This is a genomic window from Brevundimonas sp. P7753 (assembly GCF_013386595.1).
GTDB lineage: Bacteria > Pseudomonadota > Alphaproteobacteria > Caulobacterales > Caulobacteraceae > Brevundimonas > Brevundimonas bullata.
The window spans coordinates 19,141-34,903 of the sequence record NZ_JACARP010000018.1 but is presented as its reverse complement, the minus strand read 5'-3'; the positions used below and the strand labels follow the sequence as shown (position 1 = coordinate 34,903).

The following is a 15,763-nucleotide window of genomic DNA, read 5'->3' as shown; positions in this document are numbered from 1 at the left end:
GCAGTCGGGGGCTTGAACGAATCCTCGCTCGACCCGTTGAACCGGGCTGGAGGACTGGATCATGGCTGCGCGACCGACCTGGCAGGGACATCTGAAGCTGTCGCTCGTGACCTGTCCGGTCGCCCTCTATACGGCGACGAGCAGCGCCGGCGACGTGCGCTTTCACCTGATCAATCCGGCCACCAACAACCGCATCCGCATGGTGGCGACCGACCCGGACACGGGGCCGGTCGAGCGGTCCGATCTGGTCAAGGGCTATGAAATGTCCAAGGACGAGTACGTCCTGTTCGACGAGGCCGACTTCGACAAGGTGAAGCTGGAGAGCACCAAGACCATTTCCATCGACCAGTTCGTCGACGAGGCGGACATCGACCGGCTTTATTGGGACGACCCCTTCTATGTGGTGCCGGAAAAGGGCGTGGGCGTGGAAGCCTTCGCCGTGATCCGCGAGGCGATGAAGAGCGCGGGCAAGATCGCCCTGGGCCAGCTGGTGCTGCGCGGCAAGGAGCGGCAGCTGGCGCTGGAGGTCCACGGCAAGGGGCTAGTGGCCTATACCCTGCGCGCCCATGACGAGGTGAAGGCCGCCGACGAGTTCTTTGACGACATCCCCGAGGTGAAGGCGGACGCCGACATGGTCGAGATCGCCGCGCGCATCATCGGCCAGAAGGCGGCGGACTTCGATCCGACCCGCTTCCACGACCGTTACGACGAGGCCCTGCGCGAGATGATCAAGGCCAAGGCGAAGGGCGGCAAGGGCGTGGTCACGGCGCCGGAGCCGGACGATACGAACGTCATCGACCTGATGGCGGCGTTGAAGGCCAGCCTGAAAGGGCCGGCGCCCAAGTCGGCCTCAGGCCGGTCCGCCGCGAAGAAGAAGGCCGGCTAGGGCTTCGGTCCTGACCGACGTTGTCGATCAGGACCAAGGCGCGCGGTTCAGCTCTCGGCCGTCTCGCGGCGCTTCATCATGGCGTCGAAGCTGTCCCAGACGCCGTCGACGCCGTGCCACGAGCCTTGCGTCGCCGCCTTGGAGTATTCGGTGGCGCGGGCTTCGAAGAAGTTGGCGTGCTCGACGCCGGACAGCAGCGACTGCAGCCAGGGCAGGGGGTTTTCCGTCACGCCGTAGACTTCCGGCAACTGCAGCTGACGCAGTCGCCAGTCGGCGATGAAGCGGATGTACTGCTTGATGTCGTCGGGCGTCATGCCGTGGACCGGGCCCATTTCGAAGGCCAGGTCGATGAACTTGTCTTCCATCGTGACCACGGTCTTGCAGCAGTCGACGATGTCGTCGGCCACGGCCTTGGTGACGGCGCCCGTCTCCTTGTTGAAGGCGTGGTACAGCTTGATGATGCCGTCGCAGTGCAGACTCTCGTCGCGCACCGACCAGCTGACGATCTGGCCCATGCCCTTCATCTTCGACTGGCGCGGGAAGTTCATCAGCATGGCGAAGGATGCGAACAGCTGCAGGCCTTCGGAGAAGCCGCCGAACATGGCGAGCGTCCGACAGATGTCGGCGTCGGTATCGACCCCGAACTGACCCATGAAGTCATGCTTGTCGCGCATGGCCTCGTATTCCATGAAGGCGCCGAACTCGCTCTCGGGCATGCCGATGGTCTCGAGCAGCAGGGCGTAGGCCGCGATATGGATGGTCTCCATATTGGCGAAGGAGGCCAGCATCATCTTCACTTCGGTCGGTTTGAACACCCGGCCGTAGCGCTCCATGTAGTTGTCCTGGACCTCGATGTCGGCCTGGGTGAAGAAGCGGAAGATCTGCGTCAGCAGGTTGCGCTCGCTGTCGGTCAGGTTGGCGGCCCAGTCCTTGACGTCCTCGCCCAGCGGCACCTCTTCGGGCATCCAGTGGACCTGCTGCTGCTTCTTCCACATGTCGAAAGCCCACGGATAGCGGAAGGGCTTGTAGGCGGCGGAGGGCGTCAGCAGTCCGGCTGTTCCGGGGCGGATGATCGAGGAGTGGGCGTTCATCAAAATGACCTGAAGCGAATCCGGGAGAAGCGAGTTTCACCATGCGTCCGGCGCGGCCCGGCGCCAAGTCGAAACCGGCCTATCTTGCGATCAAATTTATCTATGACGCTAGATATGGTGTGACGTGCGCAATCAGATGGGGAGAAGCCTGGGGATGAGTTTCACGCTTTACGGCGCGGCCGGCTCGGGATCGGTCCCGGTCGAGGCCGCCATGACCCTGATCGGACTGGACTATCGCGTCATCGAGGCCGTGACCTGGGAGGGGGAGGCCGAACGCGACAAGGTGGCCGTCGCCAACCCCATGCGTCAGATCCCGGCCCTGGTCCTGCCCAGCGGCGAGACGCTCACGGAAAGCGCCGCCATCCTCATCTGGTTGGCCGACGCCTATCCCGAAGCGCGCCTGGGACCGACGATCAATGATCCAAGGCGGGCGCAGTTCCTGCGCTGGATGACCTTCATCCCCGCCGCCGTCTATTCGATGTTCTGGGTGCGGGACGAGCCGTCAAGGCTGGTCGGCGACGATGCGGCGGCGCAGGAACAGGTGAAGCGACGCACCGCCGAGCGCATCGCCGAATGCTGGCGCGTCATGGACAGCCAGATCAGGCCGGGGCGCTTCCTGCTGGGCGAGGAACTGAGCGTGCTGGACCTCTACGTCGCCGTGGCCAGCCGCTGGACGCCGCGTCGCGCGCGTTTTTCCATCGAGGCCCCCGGCATGGCCGACGCCATGCGCCGGGTGGACGATCTGCCGGAACTGCAAGCCTTCTGGAGCGAACGCTTCCCCTTCGACGACGCCTAGGCCGCGTGGATATGGTCGCGGCAGGCGGCGGCGCGGAAGGTCTGGTCGATGGCGGCGTAGAGGCGCTCGTGGGTGACGGGCTTGGCCAGGTGGGCGTCCATGCCCGCCGCCAGACAGCGTGCGGCGTCTTCGGGCATGGCGTCGGCGGTCACGGCCAGGATGGCCACCTCGCCCGCATCGGACGGCAGGGCGCGAATACGGCGCGTGGCCTCCAGTCCGTCCAGACGCGGCATCCGCACATCCATCAGGATCAGGTCGAAACCGCCGCCGCTGGCCTTTTCCAGCGCCTCCAGACCGTCGGCGGCTTCGACCGCCTCGCAGCCCGCCGCCTCGATCAGCAGCCGCAGCATCTGGCGGTTGACCGGATGGTCGTCGACGATCAGGGCGCGCAGGGCGGCGACTTCAGTCGGCGCTTCTGCGGCGGGCGCGTCGAGCGCCTCCATCTGCGCCGTCAGGTGGAAGACCGACCCCGCCGGCGAGGTCGAAAACAGCATGATGTCGCCGCCCATGCATCGGGCATGGCGTCGTGCGGCAGGCAGGCCCACGCCCGCTCCGCCGTGGCGACGGCGCAGGGAATCATCGCTCTGGGCGAAGGGGTCGAACAGGCGGGGAATGAAATCGTCCGCTATGCCGCAGCCGGTGTCGGCCACCTCGACCAGCAGGCGGTCTCCTTCATGCCGCGCCAGAAGCCGGATCGCGCCGTGGTCGGTGAACTTGACGGCGTTTGAGACCAGATGACGCAGGGCGCCGCGCAGACGCCGGGCGTCGCCGAGCACGCGGCCGCCGGGCTGTAGCGTCATTTCCACATCGAACCGCAGCCCCTTGGCCCGCGCGGCTGCGGCGTCCAGCGCGACCGCATCCTGGATCAGGGCGGCCAGGTCGAAGGGCTCCAGGCACAGGGGCTCGTCGCCGCGCGACACGTCCAGGACATCCTCGACCAGGGTCAGCATGGCCTCCCCGGACTGGCGGATGGCGGCGATCTGGGCCTGGGCCTCGCGCGGCAGGTCGTCGCGACGCGACAGCAGGTCGGCGTAGCCGCTGACCCCGTTCAGCGGGGTGCGCATCTCATGGCTCATCAGGGCCAGGAAGCGCGACTTGACCGCATCGGCGGCTTCGGCCCTTCGGCGTTGCTCCAGGGCGATCGCCGTGCGCCGGGCCAGACGGGCGATGAAGGAGCGGCGCTCGGCGATCAGGGCGCTGATCGGCAGGGCGGTCATCGCCGCCACCAGCAGGAAACCGTAGTAGAGCGGCATCTGTCGCATGCGGTCCGAGAGGCTGTCCAGCTCCGCCACATAGGGGACCGGCGAGGCGCTGACCGGACCATGCCCGGTCAGGGTCATCAGGCCGCTGATCAGCATCGTCAGGACAAGGGCGACGGCCATCCAGGGCGGCGACAGCCGGAAGGCCGCCAGCATCAGCGGCGGGAACATCAGAAAGAGCAGGGGCGTGGGCTGGGTGAAGATCCACAGCGCCGTCGCCGTCACCAGGCCCAGGACGGCGATGATCTCCAGCGGCGACGGGCTGACCTGGCGGAAGCGATGCGCCCGGGCCAACAGCAGCAGACTGGGGGTGACGATCACCAGGCCCAGCAACTCCATCGCAAACAGGTGTCGCCAGGCGAAGGCGGCCCGGACCAGAGAATAGTCACGCACGGCCAGAGCCACGATGACGCTGATGGTGGCGGTCAGGGCCACGGCCGGCGCCGCGGCGCCGACGGCGAACAGGACCATCCGCCGAGGCCGCCGCATATCCAGAGCCGCGCCGCACAGGCGCCGCGCGAGAAGGCCCGCTGCCAGGACCTGGAGCAGGTTCAACATGGGATTCAGCCAGACGAAGGGCGGGGCGTCTCCGCGCACGATGGCGCTCAGCAGGTTCAGTCCGAAACAGAGGGCCAGAACGACCGCCGCGCGCCGCCGGGGCAGTTGCAGGAAGGCCGCCAGCATCACGCCGTTGGCGGGCCAGGCGATCACCGCCTGAAAGGTCGTCGTGCTCCAGTGCCCCAGCAACAGGCAGAGCATGAACAGAAGGACGTAGACGGCGGAACGGGGGCCGGCCTCCTGGCCCGCCTCATGACGAAACGCCCGCCAGCGTCCGCTCATACCCCACTCCCCGACCAATCCACCCTAGGTCAAACCTGCGCCTCAATTGTAAACAAAGCCTACCGCCAGGATTACGTCGGTTTCCCTAGATCGCGATCAGTCCCAGGGCCCTCGCCTCGGCCTGAAGACCCTCGCGGAACTGCGGCGCGGCCAGGCCGATCAGGGCGCGGGCGCGCTGATCCACGGTCAGGCCGCGCAGATTGACCCAGCCATGCTCGGTGACGACGATCTGCGTATCATTGCGCGGCGTGGTCACTGGGCCGTCCAGTCGGGCGACGATGCGCGAGGCGGTGCCCTTGGCCGCCGTCGAATGACAGGCGATGATGGACTGGCCGCCCTGCGACGCCGAGGCGCCGCGCACGAAGTCGAGCTGGCCGCCCGACGCCGTATACTGCCGCCCGTTCAGATATTCCGAGCAGCAGGCGCCGAAGAGGTCGATCTGCAAGGTGGCGTTGACCGAGACCATCTTGTCGTTGCGGGCGATGACGGCCGGGTCGTTGACGTAGTCGACCGGGCGGGCCTCCAGCCCCGGGTTCTCGTGCAGGAAGTCATAGGTGGAGCGGTCGCCCATGGCGAAGGTGAAGACGGTCTTGCCCGGATGCAGGCTCTTCTTCGCATTGGTGACGACGCCGGCGCGCATCAGTTCGACCAGGCCGGGCGTCAGCAGTTCGGTGTGAATGCCCAGGTCGGCGTGATCATGCAGGGCCGCGCAGACCGCGTCCGGCAGGGCGCCGATGCCCATCTGCAGGGTCGAACCGTTTTCGATCAGGCCGGCGATCAGGCCGCCGATGATCAGGTCCTGCGGCTGGGGCGCGGCCTTGCCCGCCTCCAGCAGGGGCGCGGCGTGTTCGACCAGGGCCGTGACCTGCGACACATGCACGGCGCCCTCGCCGAAGACGCGCGGCATGTGCGGATTGACCTCCAGGATCACCCGCTTGGCGGTGCGCGAGACGGCCAGGGCGTAGTCGGTATTGGTGCCGAGGCTGAAGTTGCCGTTGGCGTCCATCGGCGAGACCGTGGCCACGAGCGTATCGACCCCGATTTCGCGCGTCAGGACCTTGGGCGTCTGCTGGAAGCCGGTAGGGACGAACCAGACGCCCTGGCGTCCTTCCTCGATCCCGCGCGCCTCCAGCTTCCGTTCGATGGCGCCGTGGAACAGGCTGTGGGGCCGCAGCCGGTCGGTCAGTTCGTAGCGCAGCACGGTCTCGCCGGCGATGGCGGTGGACAGCAGGTAGTAGATGTTGATGTCGTCGACCGCCTTCGCCTCGGCCCGGTCGGCCAGGGCCTTCAGCAGTGCGGGCGGCTGGGCGACGCCCAGGGCCATGGCCACCTTGGCCCCTGACGGGATCAGGGCGGCGGCGTCGGCGGGCGACATGAGGCGCTCGGCGTACTGAATGGCGTAATCGGTCATGGCGCTTCCTCGAACGGCACTTCGGCTCTGTTTGATCCGTTATCCGACGCCTGACGCTTTCCGACCGCTAGACATTGGTCGAAGGCGCGTCCTGCAAGGGCGCGTCATGAAGCCGCTGGCGCCGCTCGATCGCATAGGCGAACAGCCACAGGGCCATGGCCCAGGCCGCGCCGACGCTCCACCCGGCGAAGACGTCCGAGGCCCAGTGCGCGCCCAGATAGATGCGGGTCAGACCGATCAGCAGGGCGATCAGGACGCCGCAGCCCAGAACATAGGCCTTCATCCGTTTGCGCGGAAAGGCCCGCGTCAGCATGACGCCGAGCGTCAGGTAGAAGACCGTCGACAACAGGGCGTGGCCGGAGGGGAAGCTGGCGTTCAGGGTCTCGACCGCCTGAAACTCCAGCGGCGGGCGTTCGCGCTCGAACAGGGCCTTGAGGCCTTCGCTGAGGGCCACGCCGCCGGCCAGACCGACGACCAGCAACAGGGCCGACAGCCGCTTGCCCTGAAACAGCATGAAGCCGAGGGCCATCAGGGCGAACAGGGTCAGGACTGAAATCCCGCCGAGCGAGGTGATGTCCGCCGCCGCCTCATGCAGCCACCACGGCCCCCAGGGACGGCCCGGATCATCGGCGAAGGGCCGCACGGCGTGCAGCACCGCCTGGTCGAAGGCCTGGCCGTCGGCCTCACGCATGTCGTCGGCGACCTCGATGAAGGTCAGGGTGCCCAAGGCGATCACCAGCAGGGCGGCGACGGCGGCGATTTCGGTGCGGGCCACGCGCAGGGCGCGGGTCAGGAAGGCGGTGGGATGCGGAGCCATGAGCCGCTAACGGTCAAGCTGGTCTGGCTGTTCCCCCTCGTACAAGATTTCCACAACGGGGATAAAAACGGCCTGAGCCCTCAAAAGTCGGGACTTTCCAAGCTCGAATCACTGGGAAAAGTCAGGCTTCTCCGTTGTCACTACCGCGCCCAAAACATTTTGGACTTGGCCTCGGGCATTAATGCGGATTTAGTGATTTTCAGATGTTGTACACACAACATCTAGTAGGTTTCCAAGCGAAGCAGGGATATCGAGATGGCTGGCGGCGAAGCTTTGCAGACGACGGAATTCACGGCGCTTTCTTCGGCTGCGACCGGCGATAAACCCCAGCTGAAGCTGGTCACGGGTCTGACCCTGGACCGCTCGCGCGACGCCGTGCTGACCGACTTCGGCAAGAAGACCCTGGAAGACCGCTACTTGCTGCCGGGCGAAAGCTATCAGGACATGTTCGCCCGCGTCTCGACGGCCTATGCCGACGACGCCGAGCACGCCCAGCGCATCTACGACTACATGTCGAAGCTGTGGTTCATGCCCTCCACGCCGGTCCTGTCGAACGGCGGCGCCGACCGCGGCCTGCCGATCAGCTGCTTCCTGAACGCCGTGGGCGACAGCCTGGACGGCATCCAGACCGTGTGGAACGAAAACGTCGCCCTGGCCTCGAACGGCGGCGGCATCGGCACCTACTGGGGCGGCGTCCGCTCCATCGGCGAGAAGGTCAAGGGCGCGGGCCAGACCAGCGGCATCATCCCCTTCATCCGTGTGATGGACTCCATGACGCTGGCGATCTCGCAAGGGTCGCTGCGCCGGGGCTCGGCCGCCGTCTATCTGGATATCCACCACCCCGAGATCGAGGAGTTCCTCGAGATCCGCAAACCCTCGGGCGACTTCAACCGCAAGTCGCTGAATCTGCACCACGGCATCAACATCACCGACGAGTTCATGGAGGCGGTGAAGGCCGGCTCCACCTTCGACCTGAAGTCGCCCAAGGACGGCGCGGTCATGAAGACCGTCGACGCCCGCTCGCTGTGGACCAAGCTGCTCGACATCCGCATGCAGACGGGCGAGCCCTATCTGATCTTCTCGGACACGGTGAACCGCCAGATGGCACCGCACCAGCGGGCGCTGGGCCTCAAGGTCAAGCAGTCGAACCTGTGCGCGGAAATCATGCTGCACACCGGCAAGGACCATCTGGGCGCCGAGCGCACCGCCGTCTGCTGCCTGTCCTCGGTCAACGCCGAGAGCTTCCTGGAATGGCGCGAAGAACCCAAGTTCATCGAAGACATCATGCGCTTCCTGGACAATGTGCTGGAGGACTTCATCCAGCGCGCCCCGCCGGCCATGGCGGCGGCGGTCTATTCGGCCAAGCGCGAGCGGTCGGTGGGTCTGGGCCTGATGGGCTTCCACTCCTTCCTTCAGGGGCAGGGCGTGGCCTTTGAAAGCGCCATGGCCAAGTCGTGGAACATGCGTCTGTTCAAGCACCTGCGCCGCGAGGCCGACAAGGCCAGCCGCGTGCTGGCCGAGGAAAAGGGCGCCTGCCTGGACGCCGCCGAACAGGGCGTGATGGAACGCTTCTCGCATAAGCTGGCCATCGCACCGACCGCCTCGATCTCGATCATCTGCGGCGGCACCTCGGCGGGCATCGAGCCGATCCCGGCCAACATCTATACGCACAAGACCCTGTCCGGCTCGTTCGCGGTCAAGAACCCCTATCTGCAAAGACTGCTGGGCGAGAAGGGCATCGACACCGAGGCCGTGTGGAACTCGATCCTCGAACACGAAGGCTCGGTGCAGCACCTGGAGGCCCTGTCGGACGACGAGAAGGGCATCTTCAAGACCGCCTTCGAGCTGGACCAGCGCTGGGTGGTCGAGCTGGCCGCCGACCGCGCGCCGGAAATCTGCCAGGCCCAGTCGCTGAACCTCTTCATCCCCGGCGACGTGAACAAGTGGGACCTGCACATGCTGCACTGGTCCGCCTGGGAACGCGGCGTGAAGTCGCTGTATTACCTGCGCTCCAAGTCGGTGCAGCGCGCCGCCTTCGCCGGCGCCGAGGACAAGGTCGAAGCCGAGATCGATCCCAACCAGCCGGATCTCTTCTCCGCCGCCCCCACCGACTACGACGAGTGCCTGGCCTGCCAATAAGGCTGCGCCGCTCGCATCACGATCGGCTGATCCAGCCGCACTTAACCAGCCGCCCGGGGGAACCGTCCTCCGGGCGGTTTCGTTTGAGCGTGACAGGATTGTGGCTTGAAAGAGTCCGTTGCAGTTCCCCCGCTTTAGTGCAGAGTGGAGTTTGTTAACGGGTTTTGGGAGGGACCGTTGATGCGCGTAGAGGCTTGCCTCGCTGGTGTTTTGATCGCTGTGGGCCTGCCCATGGCGGCGAGCGCACAGACGACGGCCTCGATGGCCGGACCCATCGCGGTTCGGGGCAGCGACGCCGTCCAGTTCGAGGACGCCGCCGCCCGGCTGGACAGCGACATCGCCTTCATCGCCGCAGACACCCCCTTTGGCGCGCCGCTGGCCCTGTCGGGGTCGCCGGCGGGCCGCGACGCCTTCACCACAGCCCAGAGCGAGGCCTGGTTCGCCGGGGACGGGTTCACGGATCGTCTGCGCGTCACCGCCCGGGGCGAGCCGCGCCGGGCTGACGGCGCGCCCGTGCCGCCCCGGGCCCTGGACGCCCGCGCCTATAGCGACGAGCGTTATGACGTCACCTATACGCGCGGCTGGGTCGCGGCCCAGGGGCGGACGGCTTCGGGCCTGGAGGTGTCGCTGACGCCCCACGCCGGGGTCGGTTTCGGCGCCGACGGCACGACCGCCGAGGCCGGCGCCACCCTGAAGATCGGCGAGGGCCTGGACCGGCTGGCGCCCGACGGCGACGAGGCCTTTGGAGATCGGGCGCGCTGGTATCTGTACGCCGCCGGGTCCAAGCGGGCCGTCGGCTACAACTTCGCCCGCACCCGCGACGGCGACTTCGCCCGCTCGGGCATGAGCCACGACGAGGGCGCCTTCCTCGGCGACGCCTCGATCGGCGTGGCCTATCGCCGGGGCGCGCTGCAGGGCTCGGTCGGCGTCGTCTATCGCGAGATCGAGGCTAACGGCATCAAGGCCTATGGCGGCATCAACACCGACGTGTCGGAAGGCCTGGTGGCCTTCCAACTGACGATCCGCCCGCGCGAATAGCGCGCCCCTACTGGGTGCGCGCCACGCCTTCGCGGCGGCTGTCGGCTCCGCCGTCCCAGCGCCCGTTGCGCCACAGGGCGCCGTGCAGGCCCGAGTTCTCCGACGTATTGGGCCGCAGCACGATGCCGCGCTCGGCCATGCCCGCCTGGATCGCCTCGCTGAAGCCCTCGGTGTCGGCGCCGAAGCCGTCGCCCTTGGCCACGATATTGGGCAGGTCGAAGGCCTCCTGCACCGGCAGACCCCAGCCCAGGGCCGCGATCAGGGCCTTGGCGTTATAGGCCAGGATGGACGAGCCGCCCGGCGAACCCAGAGCTCCGACCAGACGCCCTTCGCGGTCCAGCACGATGACCGGCGACATCGACGAGCGCGGACGCTTGCCCGCCGCCACGGCGTTGGCCGCCGGCGTGCCGTCGGCCGCCGTCGGGACCAGCGAGAAGTCGGTCAGCTGGTTGTTGAGGAAGAAGCCGCCCGCCATCCGGCCCGAGCCGAACAGGCTCTCGACCGTCGTGGTCATGCTGACGGCGTTACCTTTCGCGTCCACCACGACGAAGTGCGAGGTCCCGGCCGGTTCGCGCGTGGCGTCGGCGCCGACGCGCGGCGCCCCCGGCGGCGTCCCGAACGGCGCAGCCCCACGCAGGGCCGGGGCCAGCGCCGCGCGCTCGGCCACATAGGTCGGGTCCATCAGGCCTGCGACCGGCACCGTGACAAAGGCCGTATCGCCGAAATAGCGGTCGCGGTCGGCATACATCAGCCGCTGAAGTTGGGCGAAGGCGGCCCAGGCGGCGGGGCTCTGCGCGCCTTGGTTCAGGTCCGGCGTCTGCTCGCCCATGGCCAGAAGTTGCAGGATCGACGCCCCGCTGGACGGCGGCGGCGGCACGCAGACGACATAGACCTTGTAGGGGCCGCACACGGCCTCGCGCACCAGAGGACGATAGGCGGCGATGTCAGCGGTGGTCAGTGCGCCTGGACGCGGCCCCTCGGCCACGGCGGCGGCGATGGCCTCGGCCAGAGGCCCGGTCTGCAGGCCCGCCGCGCCCTCGCGCGCCAGCGTCCGCACCGTCTCGGCATAGGCGGGGTTCTTCAGCACGTCCCCGGCGACGTAGCGCGTGCCGTCGGGCTTGGTGAAATACTCGGTCGCCCAGCGGGTCTTCGCCTGAGGCGCATTGCCGTTGATCATTCCCGCCAGGCGCGGGCTGACGACAAAGCCGTCCTGCGCCAGCGTCTCCGCGTCGCCGAACAGCTCGGACCAGGGCAGGGTCCCGTGCTGCTTCTGCGCCAGGGCCAGCATGGGCACGGCCCCCGGCGCGCCGGTCGAACGCCCGCTCAGCACCGCATCGACGAAGGGCAGGGGGCGTCCGTTCTCGTAGAAGAGCTCGGGCGTGGCCGACGCCGGCGCCGTCTCGCGCCCGTCATAGACGGTGAGCGCGGCGGTCTCGGCGTCGTAGACCATCATGAAGGCGCCGCCGCCCAGGCCGGACGACTGCGGCTCGACCAGGCCCAGGACCGCCTGGATGGCCACGGCGGCGTCGACCGCCGACCCGCCGCGCGCCAGAACCTTCATCCCCGCATCGACCGCCAGGGGGTTGGCCGCCGAAACAAACGGACCGCGCGCCGGCGCCTGGACCGTCGCCGCCGCCGATTCCGCCGCTGTCTGTTCAGCGACCGACGTCGCGGCGCATCCCGTCAGCAAAAAGGCGCCGACGGCCGCAGTGGTCAGAGTGAGCGAAATCTTGCGCCGACGGTTCGACGAGAGGTTGGAATAGGCGCGCACGGAACGGCTCCTGCGGGGTTCAGGGAGAGGTTCATGCCTAGTGTCCCTGGCCCCTGACGCCAAGTCTGGATTTTCTATCGGCATTTTCAGAAAAGCCGCTTGCCAGCCCCGGCCCCGCCCGCTAGATAGCCGCCCTGCCCGCAAGGCAGTGCGCGCCCGTAGCTCAGCTGGATAGAGCATCAGACTACGAATCTGAGGGTCGGACGTTCGAATCGTTCCGGGCGCGCCATTTACTTTCAACGACTTAGCCTTGCGGCGCCGCCTCTAGCGGTGAGTTTGTTACAGTCGTTTTACAGCCCTCGTTACAGAAGTGGTTCACCGCTCGTTCGCGCGTCGCGCGCGTTCAGCCTTGAGCAGCACGAAGTTGTCCACGCGGTCTTGTCCGGCGTCGGACATGAAGCTGCGCTTGGCCTGCTGACGATAGATTCTGGCGGCCCGCTCAGTGGCGTGTTCAAGCTGGGACATGATTTCAGCGTCGGATGCGCCAGCGTGCGCCAACTCCACGCCTCGGGCGTGACGCAGGCCGTGAGGCGTAAGGTTAGGACGGGCAAGACCGGCCTTCGCAAGCGACTCAATCAGACGATCAAATGCCTGATTCAGCGACCGTTCCTTCCATGGCTTGCCTCGCTGATTGTAGGCGATGGTCAACGCAGCCGCACCCGCAGGCGTCTCGTCCAGGAAGACGGAAAGGCGCGGGTCTTCTCGCTTGTCGCACTGCACCTTCCGCTTCTCCGTCGCCCAATAAAGGCGACGCTGAGCCACGCCGTCGTCGTCCTGCGAAACGATGCGGGCGTTCAGCGAAATGCGACAAATTGTGGCCCGCCGAAATCCGCCCCAGCGGCCTAAGGCGGCGGCACGGGCCAAGCCGGGCATTTTACGCCGAAGCGCGAGAGCGATGAACGCGTCGACCTCTTCGTCTCTCCACGCCGGGTTGGCTTCGGCGGCGTCATGCGGCGGCGCCAGCTTCTTCAAGCCGACAAACGGGTCAAACTGAATGCGTCGATCTCTGACGGCCGGCGCCAGCGCGTTTTTCAGCACCTGGATGCGATCGTTGGTCGCCTTATGGCCTCGCGGCGCCCACAGGTCGCGAACGTCCGTGATCCAGGCGCTGTCGATCTCGGTCAGCCGGACGTCGCCGACGTCAGCTTCGATTTCGTTCAAAAGCCGGCCGTACTCCTTTTGAGTCGACCGACTGAGCCGGAGGAAGTCAGCCGACGTCCTGTAGCGCTGGATCGCGCCAGCCACCGTCCCTGCTTTCGGAGTCTGGGCCGCCTGCACCCGCGCGAGGCGAGCGAGAATCGCGTTCACCTCGGCCAGAAGAGCGTCCGATTCATCGGGCGACCGGAGGGGGCCTTCCCGGTGCGCCCCTTTGCGGAAATACAGGTCGACGGCGCCGTTCGGGCGCTTGATGCGCTGAACGTACTTGACCTTCATGCCCCACCCGCCCGCGCGTTTTCACAAACGACAGAGCGATCGCTGCGCGCGCGTTGAGTCCGAGCCCGAATTTTATCGAGCGCCGACTGACGGCGTCGGTGGTCTTCGTCCGCCGGTTGGATCGCCGCCGCAGGGGCCGACCGCTTGATCGTCTTCGAAGGCAGGCCTGCGACCCATTCGTCAACCTCAAGCCGATTGTACCGGATCACGTTGGCGCCGATGTCGACTGGGGCGACCGTGCACACTTTCGCGATGGTCGACCACGAGAGCGCCAGGTACGCGCTCATCTGCTCCTTCGTGAGCAGGAGCGGCCAAGCCATAGTCGCAGGCTCGGGTGATGCCGGGTCGCTCAGCGCCATTTGCGCTGGGCTGAGCAGATGGAATGAGACGGCTTTAAGCAAGGGCCAGGTCGGCCCTCCATGTACCGCCTGTCGCTCGCCAATGGGAGCAACGACGGATAGAGACGATCGGCTGGGACGGTGGGGCATGAGACGACTGGGCAGCTAAAAAGCGACTCGATATTGAGCCGGCGCGCCGCCCTCGGTTGTCGTCACCGCCGAGGGGTTTGCACCCTTGAATAGCCTACCCCGCGACGGGGTTATGCGCAACTTATTGTTTGTAAAGGAATTATCTGCGCTCACTCGGTGATCCCCAGTCAGGCGCTCATTTCCCGCGAAGGCAGCGCATAGGCAGCGAGGAAGTCAAACATGGCGCCGGCCTCCTGCGCCGAAGACAGCGTCACATAGACCGCCACACTCCAGGCCTCGCTGCCAGTTGTCACGCCGCACTCGATCGCCACGGCCTCCAGAGGCACGTCCTCGTCGTTCATGACGCCGATGTAGTCGACCAGATCGGTTTGGATACGCGCGCCGATCCAGGCCGCCTCATCATGACTGGCGCACCCGTCCAGCCGGATGATTACCCAGCCGTCGCCCATCGACTTGGTGCCGACAAGAACGCGCTGGCCCCCAGGAGTGAACCCGGGTGCGCCAGGTGCTTGGCTAGACCATGTTGCAGGTCGATAAGCCTCGACATCAGCGCTTCCAGTCGGCGCGCACGAAGGCCGCCTCCAGGAACGCGGACACCTTCGCCCATTCCTCGCCGACGCGCCCTTCCAGCGTCGCTTTGCGACGAACCTCGGCCAGCAGCAGTTCGCGATCTAGGTACTCGGCCAGACGCGCATAGTCCTTGCGGCGCTCATCCACCGAACGGACGGCGCGCTGGATCAACCCCTCGACGTCCAGCGCGCCCTTGAGCCGGTTCGCCTTGTCGGAGATCACCCGCGTATTTCCACGGACGTAGCCGAGGCCGGGGCGGATGCGGTCGAGCGACGGCGAGAACAGCGAGCGCGCCTTGCCGATGACGATTGGCACGCCCAGCGCCGGACAAACCGAGGGGACAATCACATCGCTCACGCGCAGGTCAAACGGCAGGCTGCGACGGGCGGCGCGTTGGCGCGCGCGACTGTGAAGGGCGACAGCCGGCTTCAGGCGCCGCTGAGCCTTGAGATAGCGGCGCATATAGGCGGCGTTGCAGGACGGACAGGTTGAACGTTCAAGACGCTCGCCATGAAGTGAGCAGGTGGGGTTAGGTGGATCGTAAACGGACATGTAAGACTCCTACATCAGAATGAGTCCACAAATTCAAACTTGCGCTAAAGAGTCAAATTGAATCCATGAGCACGCCGCGAACGAAGCCGGCCGATCACCCCACCGGGGCGCAACTGCGCGCCGCCCGAGGCCTTGTGAACATGTCCGTCCTGGACCTGGCCGAGCGCACTGGCTTGGCGCCGAATACGATCAAGCGTGCCGAGGGCGACAACGGGCCTGCGCCGGTCAACACAGCCAACGCCAAGCTGATGGTGACGACGCTTCAGAGCGCCGGGGCGTTGTTTCTGCCCGCCGAGGGCGACATGGGCGCCGGCGTGCGATTGGCGACGCCGTCGCAACCGGCCCTGAGGCGGCGTCGAGCAGGCGATAATCCAGCTGACGTGACTCCCTCAAAGGAGTCACGAAATTCATCCGAGCCACTCAAACCCTGACACAGCCTGGAATTCAGAGTCACTTTACGTACCATCTGTGACTCTCGGGCCTTTCGGTCGAGTCACGAAACCCCGAAACGGGCTGTGAAGCAACACAGGCGTCTCGGGGCTCTGCCCAACCGGGTCCAGGCCAATCTAGGGGCAAATGTGTTACGATTGCGGCGAAACGCTGGAAATCAGGGGAGTCACGTTTGCCGCCGGGGCGGCTCGGGGCGGGGACTGATTTCATTGAGGATTTTC

At 66.6% G+C, this 15,763-nt stretch carries 14 protein-coding genes and 1 tRNA gene; 6 read left to right on the top strand and 9 right to left on the bottom strand.

Features of this window, described 5'->3' with window-relative positions; all coding sequences use genetic code 11:
* Nucleotides 1-61 precede the first annotated feature (61 nt).
* On the top strand, nucleotides 62-886 hold the full coding sequence (locus tag HX774_RS04110; protein WP_178824459.1) for a Ku protein: 825 nt from the start codon (nucleotides 62-64) through the stop codon (nucleotides 884-886).
* Nucleotides 887-933: 47 nt separating this feature from the next.
* On the opposite strand, the gene HX774_RS04105 is transcribed toward HX774_RS04110, so the two are convergent.
* The gene (locus tag HX774_RS04105; protein ID WP_178824457.1) at nucleotides 934-1,977 is read right to left on the bottom strand and encodes a ribonucleotide-diphosphate reductase subunit beta; all 1,044 of its coding nucleotides are present in this window, start codon (nucleotides 1,975-1,977) and stop codon (nucleotides 934-936) included.
* Nucleotides 1,978-2,131: 154 nt separating this feature from the next.
* On the opposite strand from HX774_RS04105, the gene HX774_RS04100 reads away from it, so the two are divergent.
* Entirely contained in the window at nucleotides 2,132-2,773 is a 642-nt protein-coding gene (locus HX774_RS04100) for a glutathione S-transferase family protein (RefSeq protein ID WP_370523336.1), read from the top strand.
* On the opposite strand, the gene HX774_RS04095 is transcribed toward HX774_RS04100, so the two are convergent.
* The 3 genes from HX774_RS04095 to HX774_RS04085 form a co-directional block, all read right to left on the bottom strand.
* Entirely contained in the window at nucleotides 2,770-4,872 is a 2,103-nt protein-coding gene (locus tag HX774_RS04095; protein WP_178824455.1) for a response regulator, read from the bottom strand. The genes HX774_RS04100 and HX774_RS04095 overlap by 4 nt on opposite strands.
* An 85-nt stretch (nucleotides 4,873-4,957) precedes the next feature.
* On the bottom strand, nucleotides 4,958-6,283 hold the full coding sequence (locus HX774_RS04090) for an acetyl-CoA hydrolase/transferase family protein (RefSeq protein WP_178824453.1): 1,326 nt from the start codon (nucleotides 6,281-6,283) through the stop codon (nucleotides 4,958-4,960).
* Between the two features lie 67 nt (nucleotides 6,284-6,350).
* Entirely contained in the window at nucleotides 6,351-7,100 is a 750-nt protein-coding gene (locus tag HX774_RS04085; RefSeq protein ID WP_178824451.1) for a phosphatase PAP2 family protein, read from the bottom strand.
* A 249-nt stretch (nucleotides 7,101-7,349) separates the two neighbouring features.
* Here HX774_RS04085 and HX774_RS04080 point away from each other — a divergent pair, with 249 nt between their 5' ends.
* Together HX774_RS04080 and HX774_RS04075 are read left to right on the top strand one after the other, a co-directional pair.
* Entirely contained in the window at nucleotides 7,350-9,239 is a 1,890-nt protein-coding gene (locus HX774_RS04080) for a ribonucleoside-diphosphate reductase subunit alpha (RefSeq protein WP_370523337.1), read from the top strand.
* 231 nt (nucleotides 9,240-9,470) lie between these two features.
* Entirely contained in the window at nucleotides 9,471-10,277 is an 807-nt protein-coding gene (locus tag HX774_RS04075) for a lipid A-modifier LpxR family protein (protein WP_178824447.1), read from the top strand.
* 7 nt (nucleotides 10,278-10,284) lie between these two features.
* On the opposite strand, the gene HX774_RS04070 is transcribed toward HX774_RS04075, so the two are convergent.
* Nucleotides 10,285-12,048, bottom strand: a complete 1,764-nt coding sequence (locus HX774_RS04070) for a gamma-glutamyltransferase family protein (RefSeq protein WP_178824445.1) — start codon at nucleotides 12,046-12,048, stop codon at nucleotides 10,285-10,287.
* A gap of 152 nt (nucleotides 12,049-12,200) precedes the next feature.
* Here HX774_RS04070 and HX774_RS04065 point away from each other — a divergent pair.
* Nucleotides 12,201-12,277: transfer RNA gene (locus HX774_RS04065), tRNA-Arg, on the top strand.
* Nucleotides 12,278-12,363: 86 nt separating this feature from the next.
* On the opposite strand, the gene HX774_RS04060 is transcribed toward HX774_RS04065, so the two are convergent.
* The 4 genes from HX774_RS04060 to HX774_RS04045 form a co-directional block, all read right to left on the bottom strand.
* Nucleotides 12,364-13,482, bottom strand: a complete 1,119-nt coding sequence (locus HX774_RS04060; RefSeq protein ID WP_178824443.1) for a tyrosine-type recombinase/integrase — start codon at nucleotides 13,480-13,482, stop codon at nucleotides 12,364-12,366.
* Nucleotides 13,479-13,769, bottom strand: a complete 291-nt coding sequence (locus HX774_RS04055) for a hypothetical protein (RefSeq protein ID WP_178824441.1) — start codon at nucleotides 13,767-13,769, stop codon at nucleotides 13,479-13,481. The genes HX774_RS04060 and HX774_RS04055 overlap by 4 nt, the downstream gene beginning before the upstream one ends.
* A gap of 368 nt (nucleotides 13,770-14,137) precedes the next feature.
* On the bottom strand, nucleotides 14,138-14,419 hold the full coding sequence (locus tag HX774_RS04050; RefSeq protein WP_178824439.1) for a hypothetical protein: 282 nt from the start codon (nucleotides 14,417-14,419) through the stop codon (nucleotides 14,138-14,140).
* 97 nt (nucleotides 14,420-14,516) lie between these two features.
* On the bottom strand, nucleotides 14,517-15,002 hold the full coding sequence (locus HX774_RS04045; RefSeq protein WP_178824437.1) for a hypothetical protein: 486 nt from the start codon (nucleotides 15,000-15,002) through the stop codon (nucleotides 14,517-14,519).
* Nucleotides 15,003-15,157: 155 nt separating this feature from the next.
* Here HX774_RS04045 and HX774_RS04040 point away from each other — a divergent pair, with 155 nt between their 5' ends.
* Nucleotides 15,158-15,523 (top strand): helix-turn-helix transcriptional regulator, encoded by a 366-nt coding sequence (locus HX774_RS04040; RefSeq protein ID WP_218650262.1) that lies wholly within the window; start codon nucleotides 15,158-15,160, stop codon nucleotides 15,521-15,523.
* Nucleotides 15,524-15,763 lie beyond the last annotated feature (240 nt).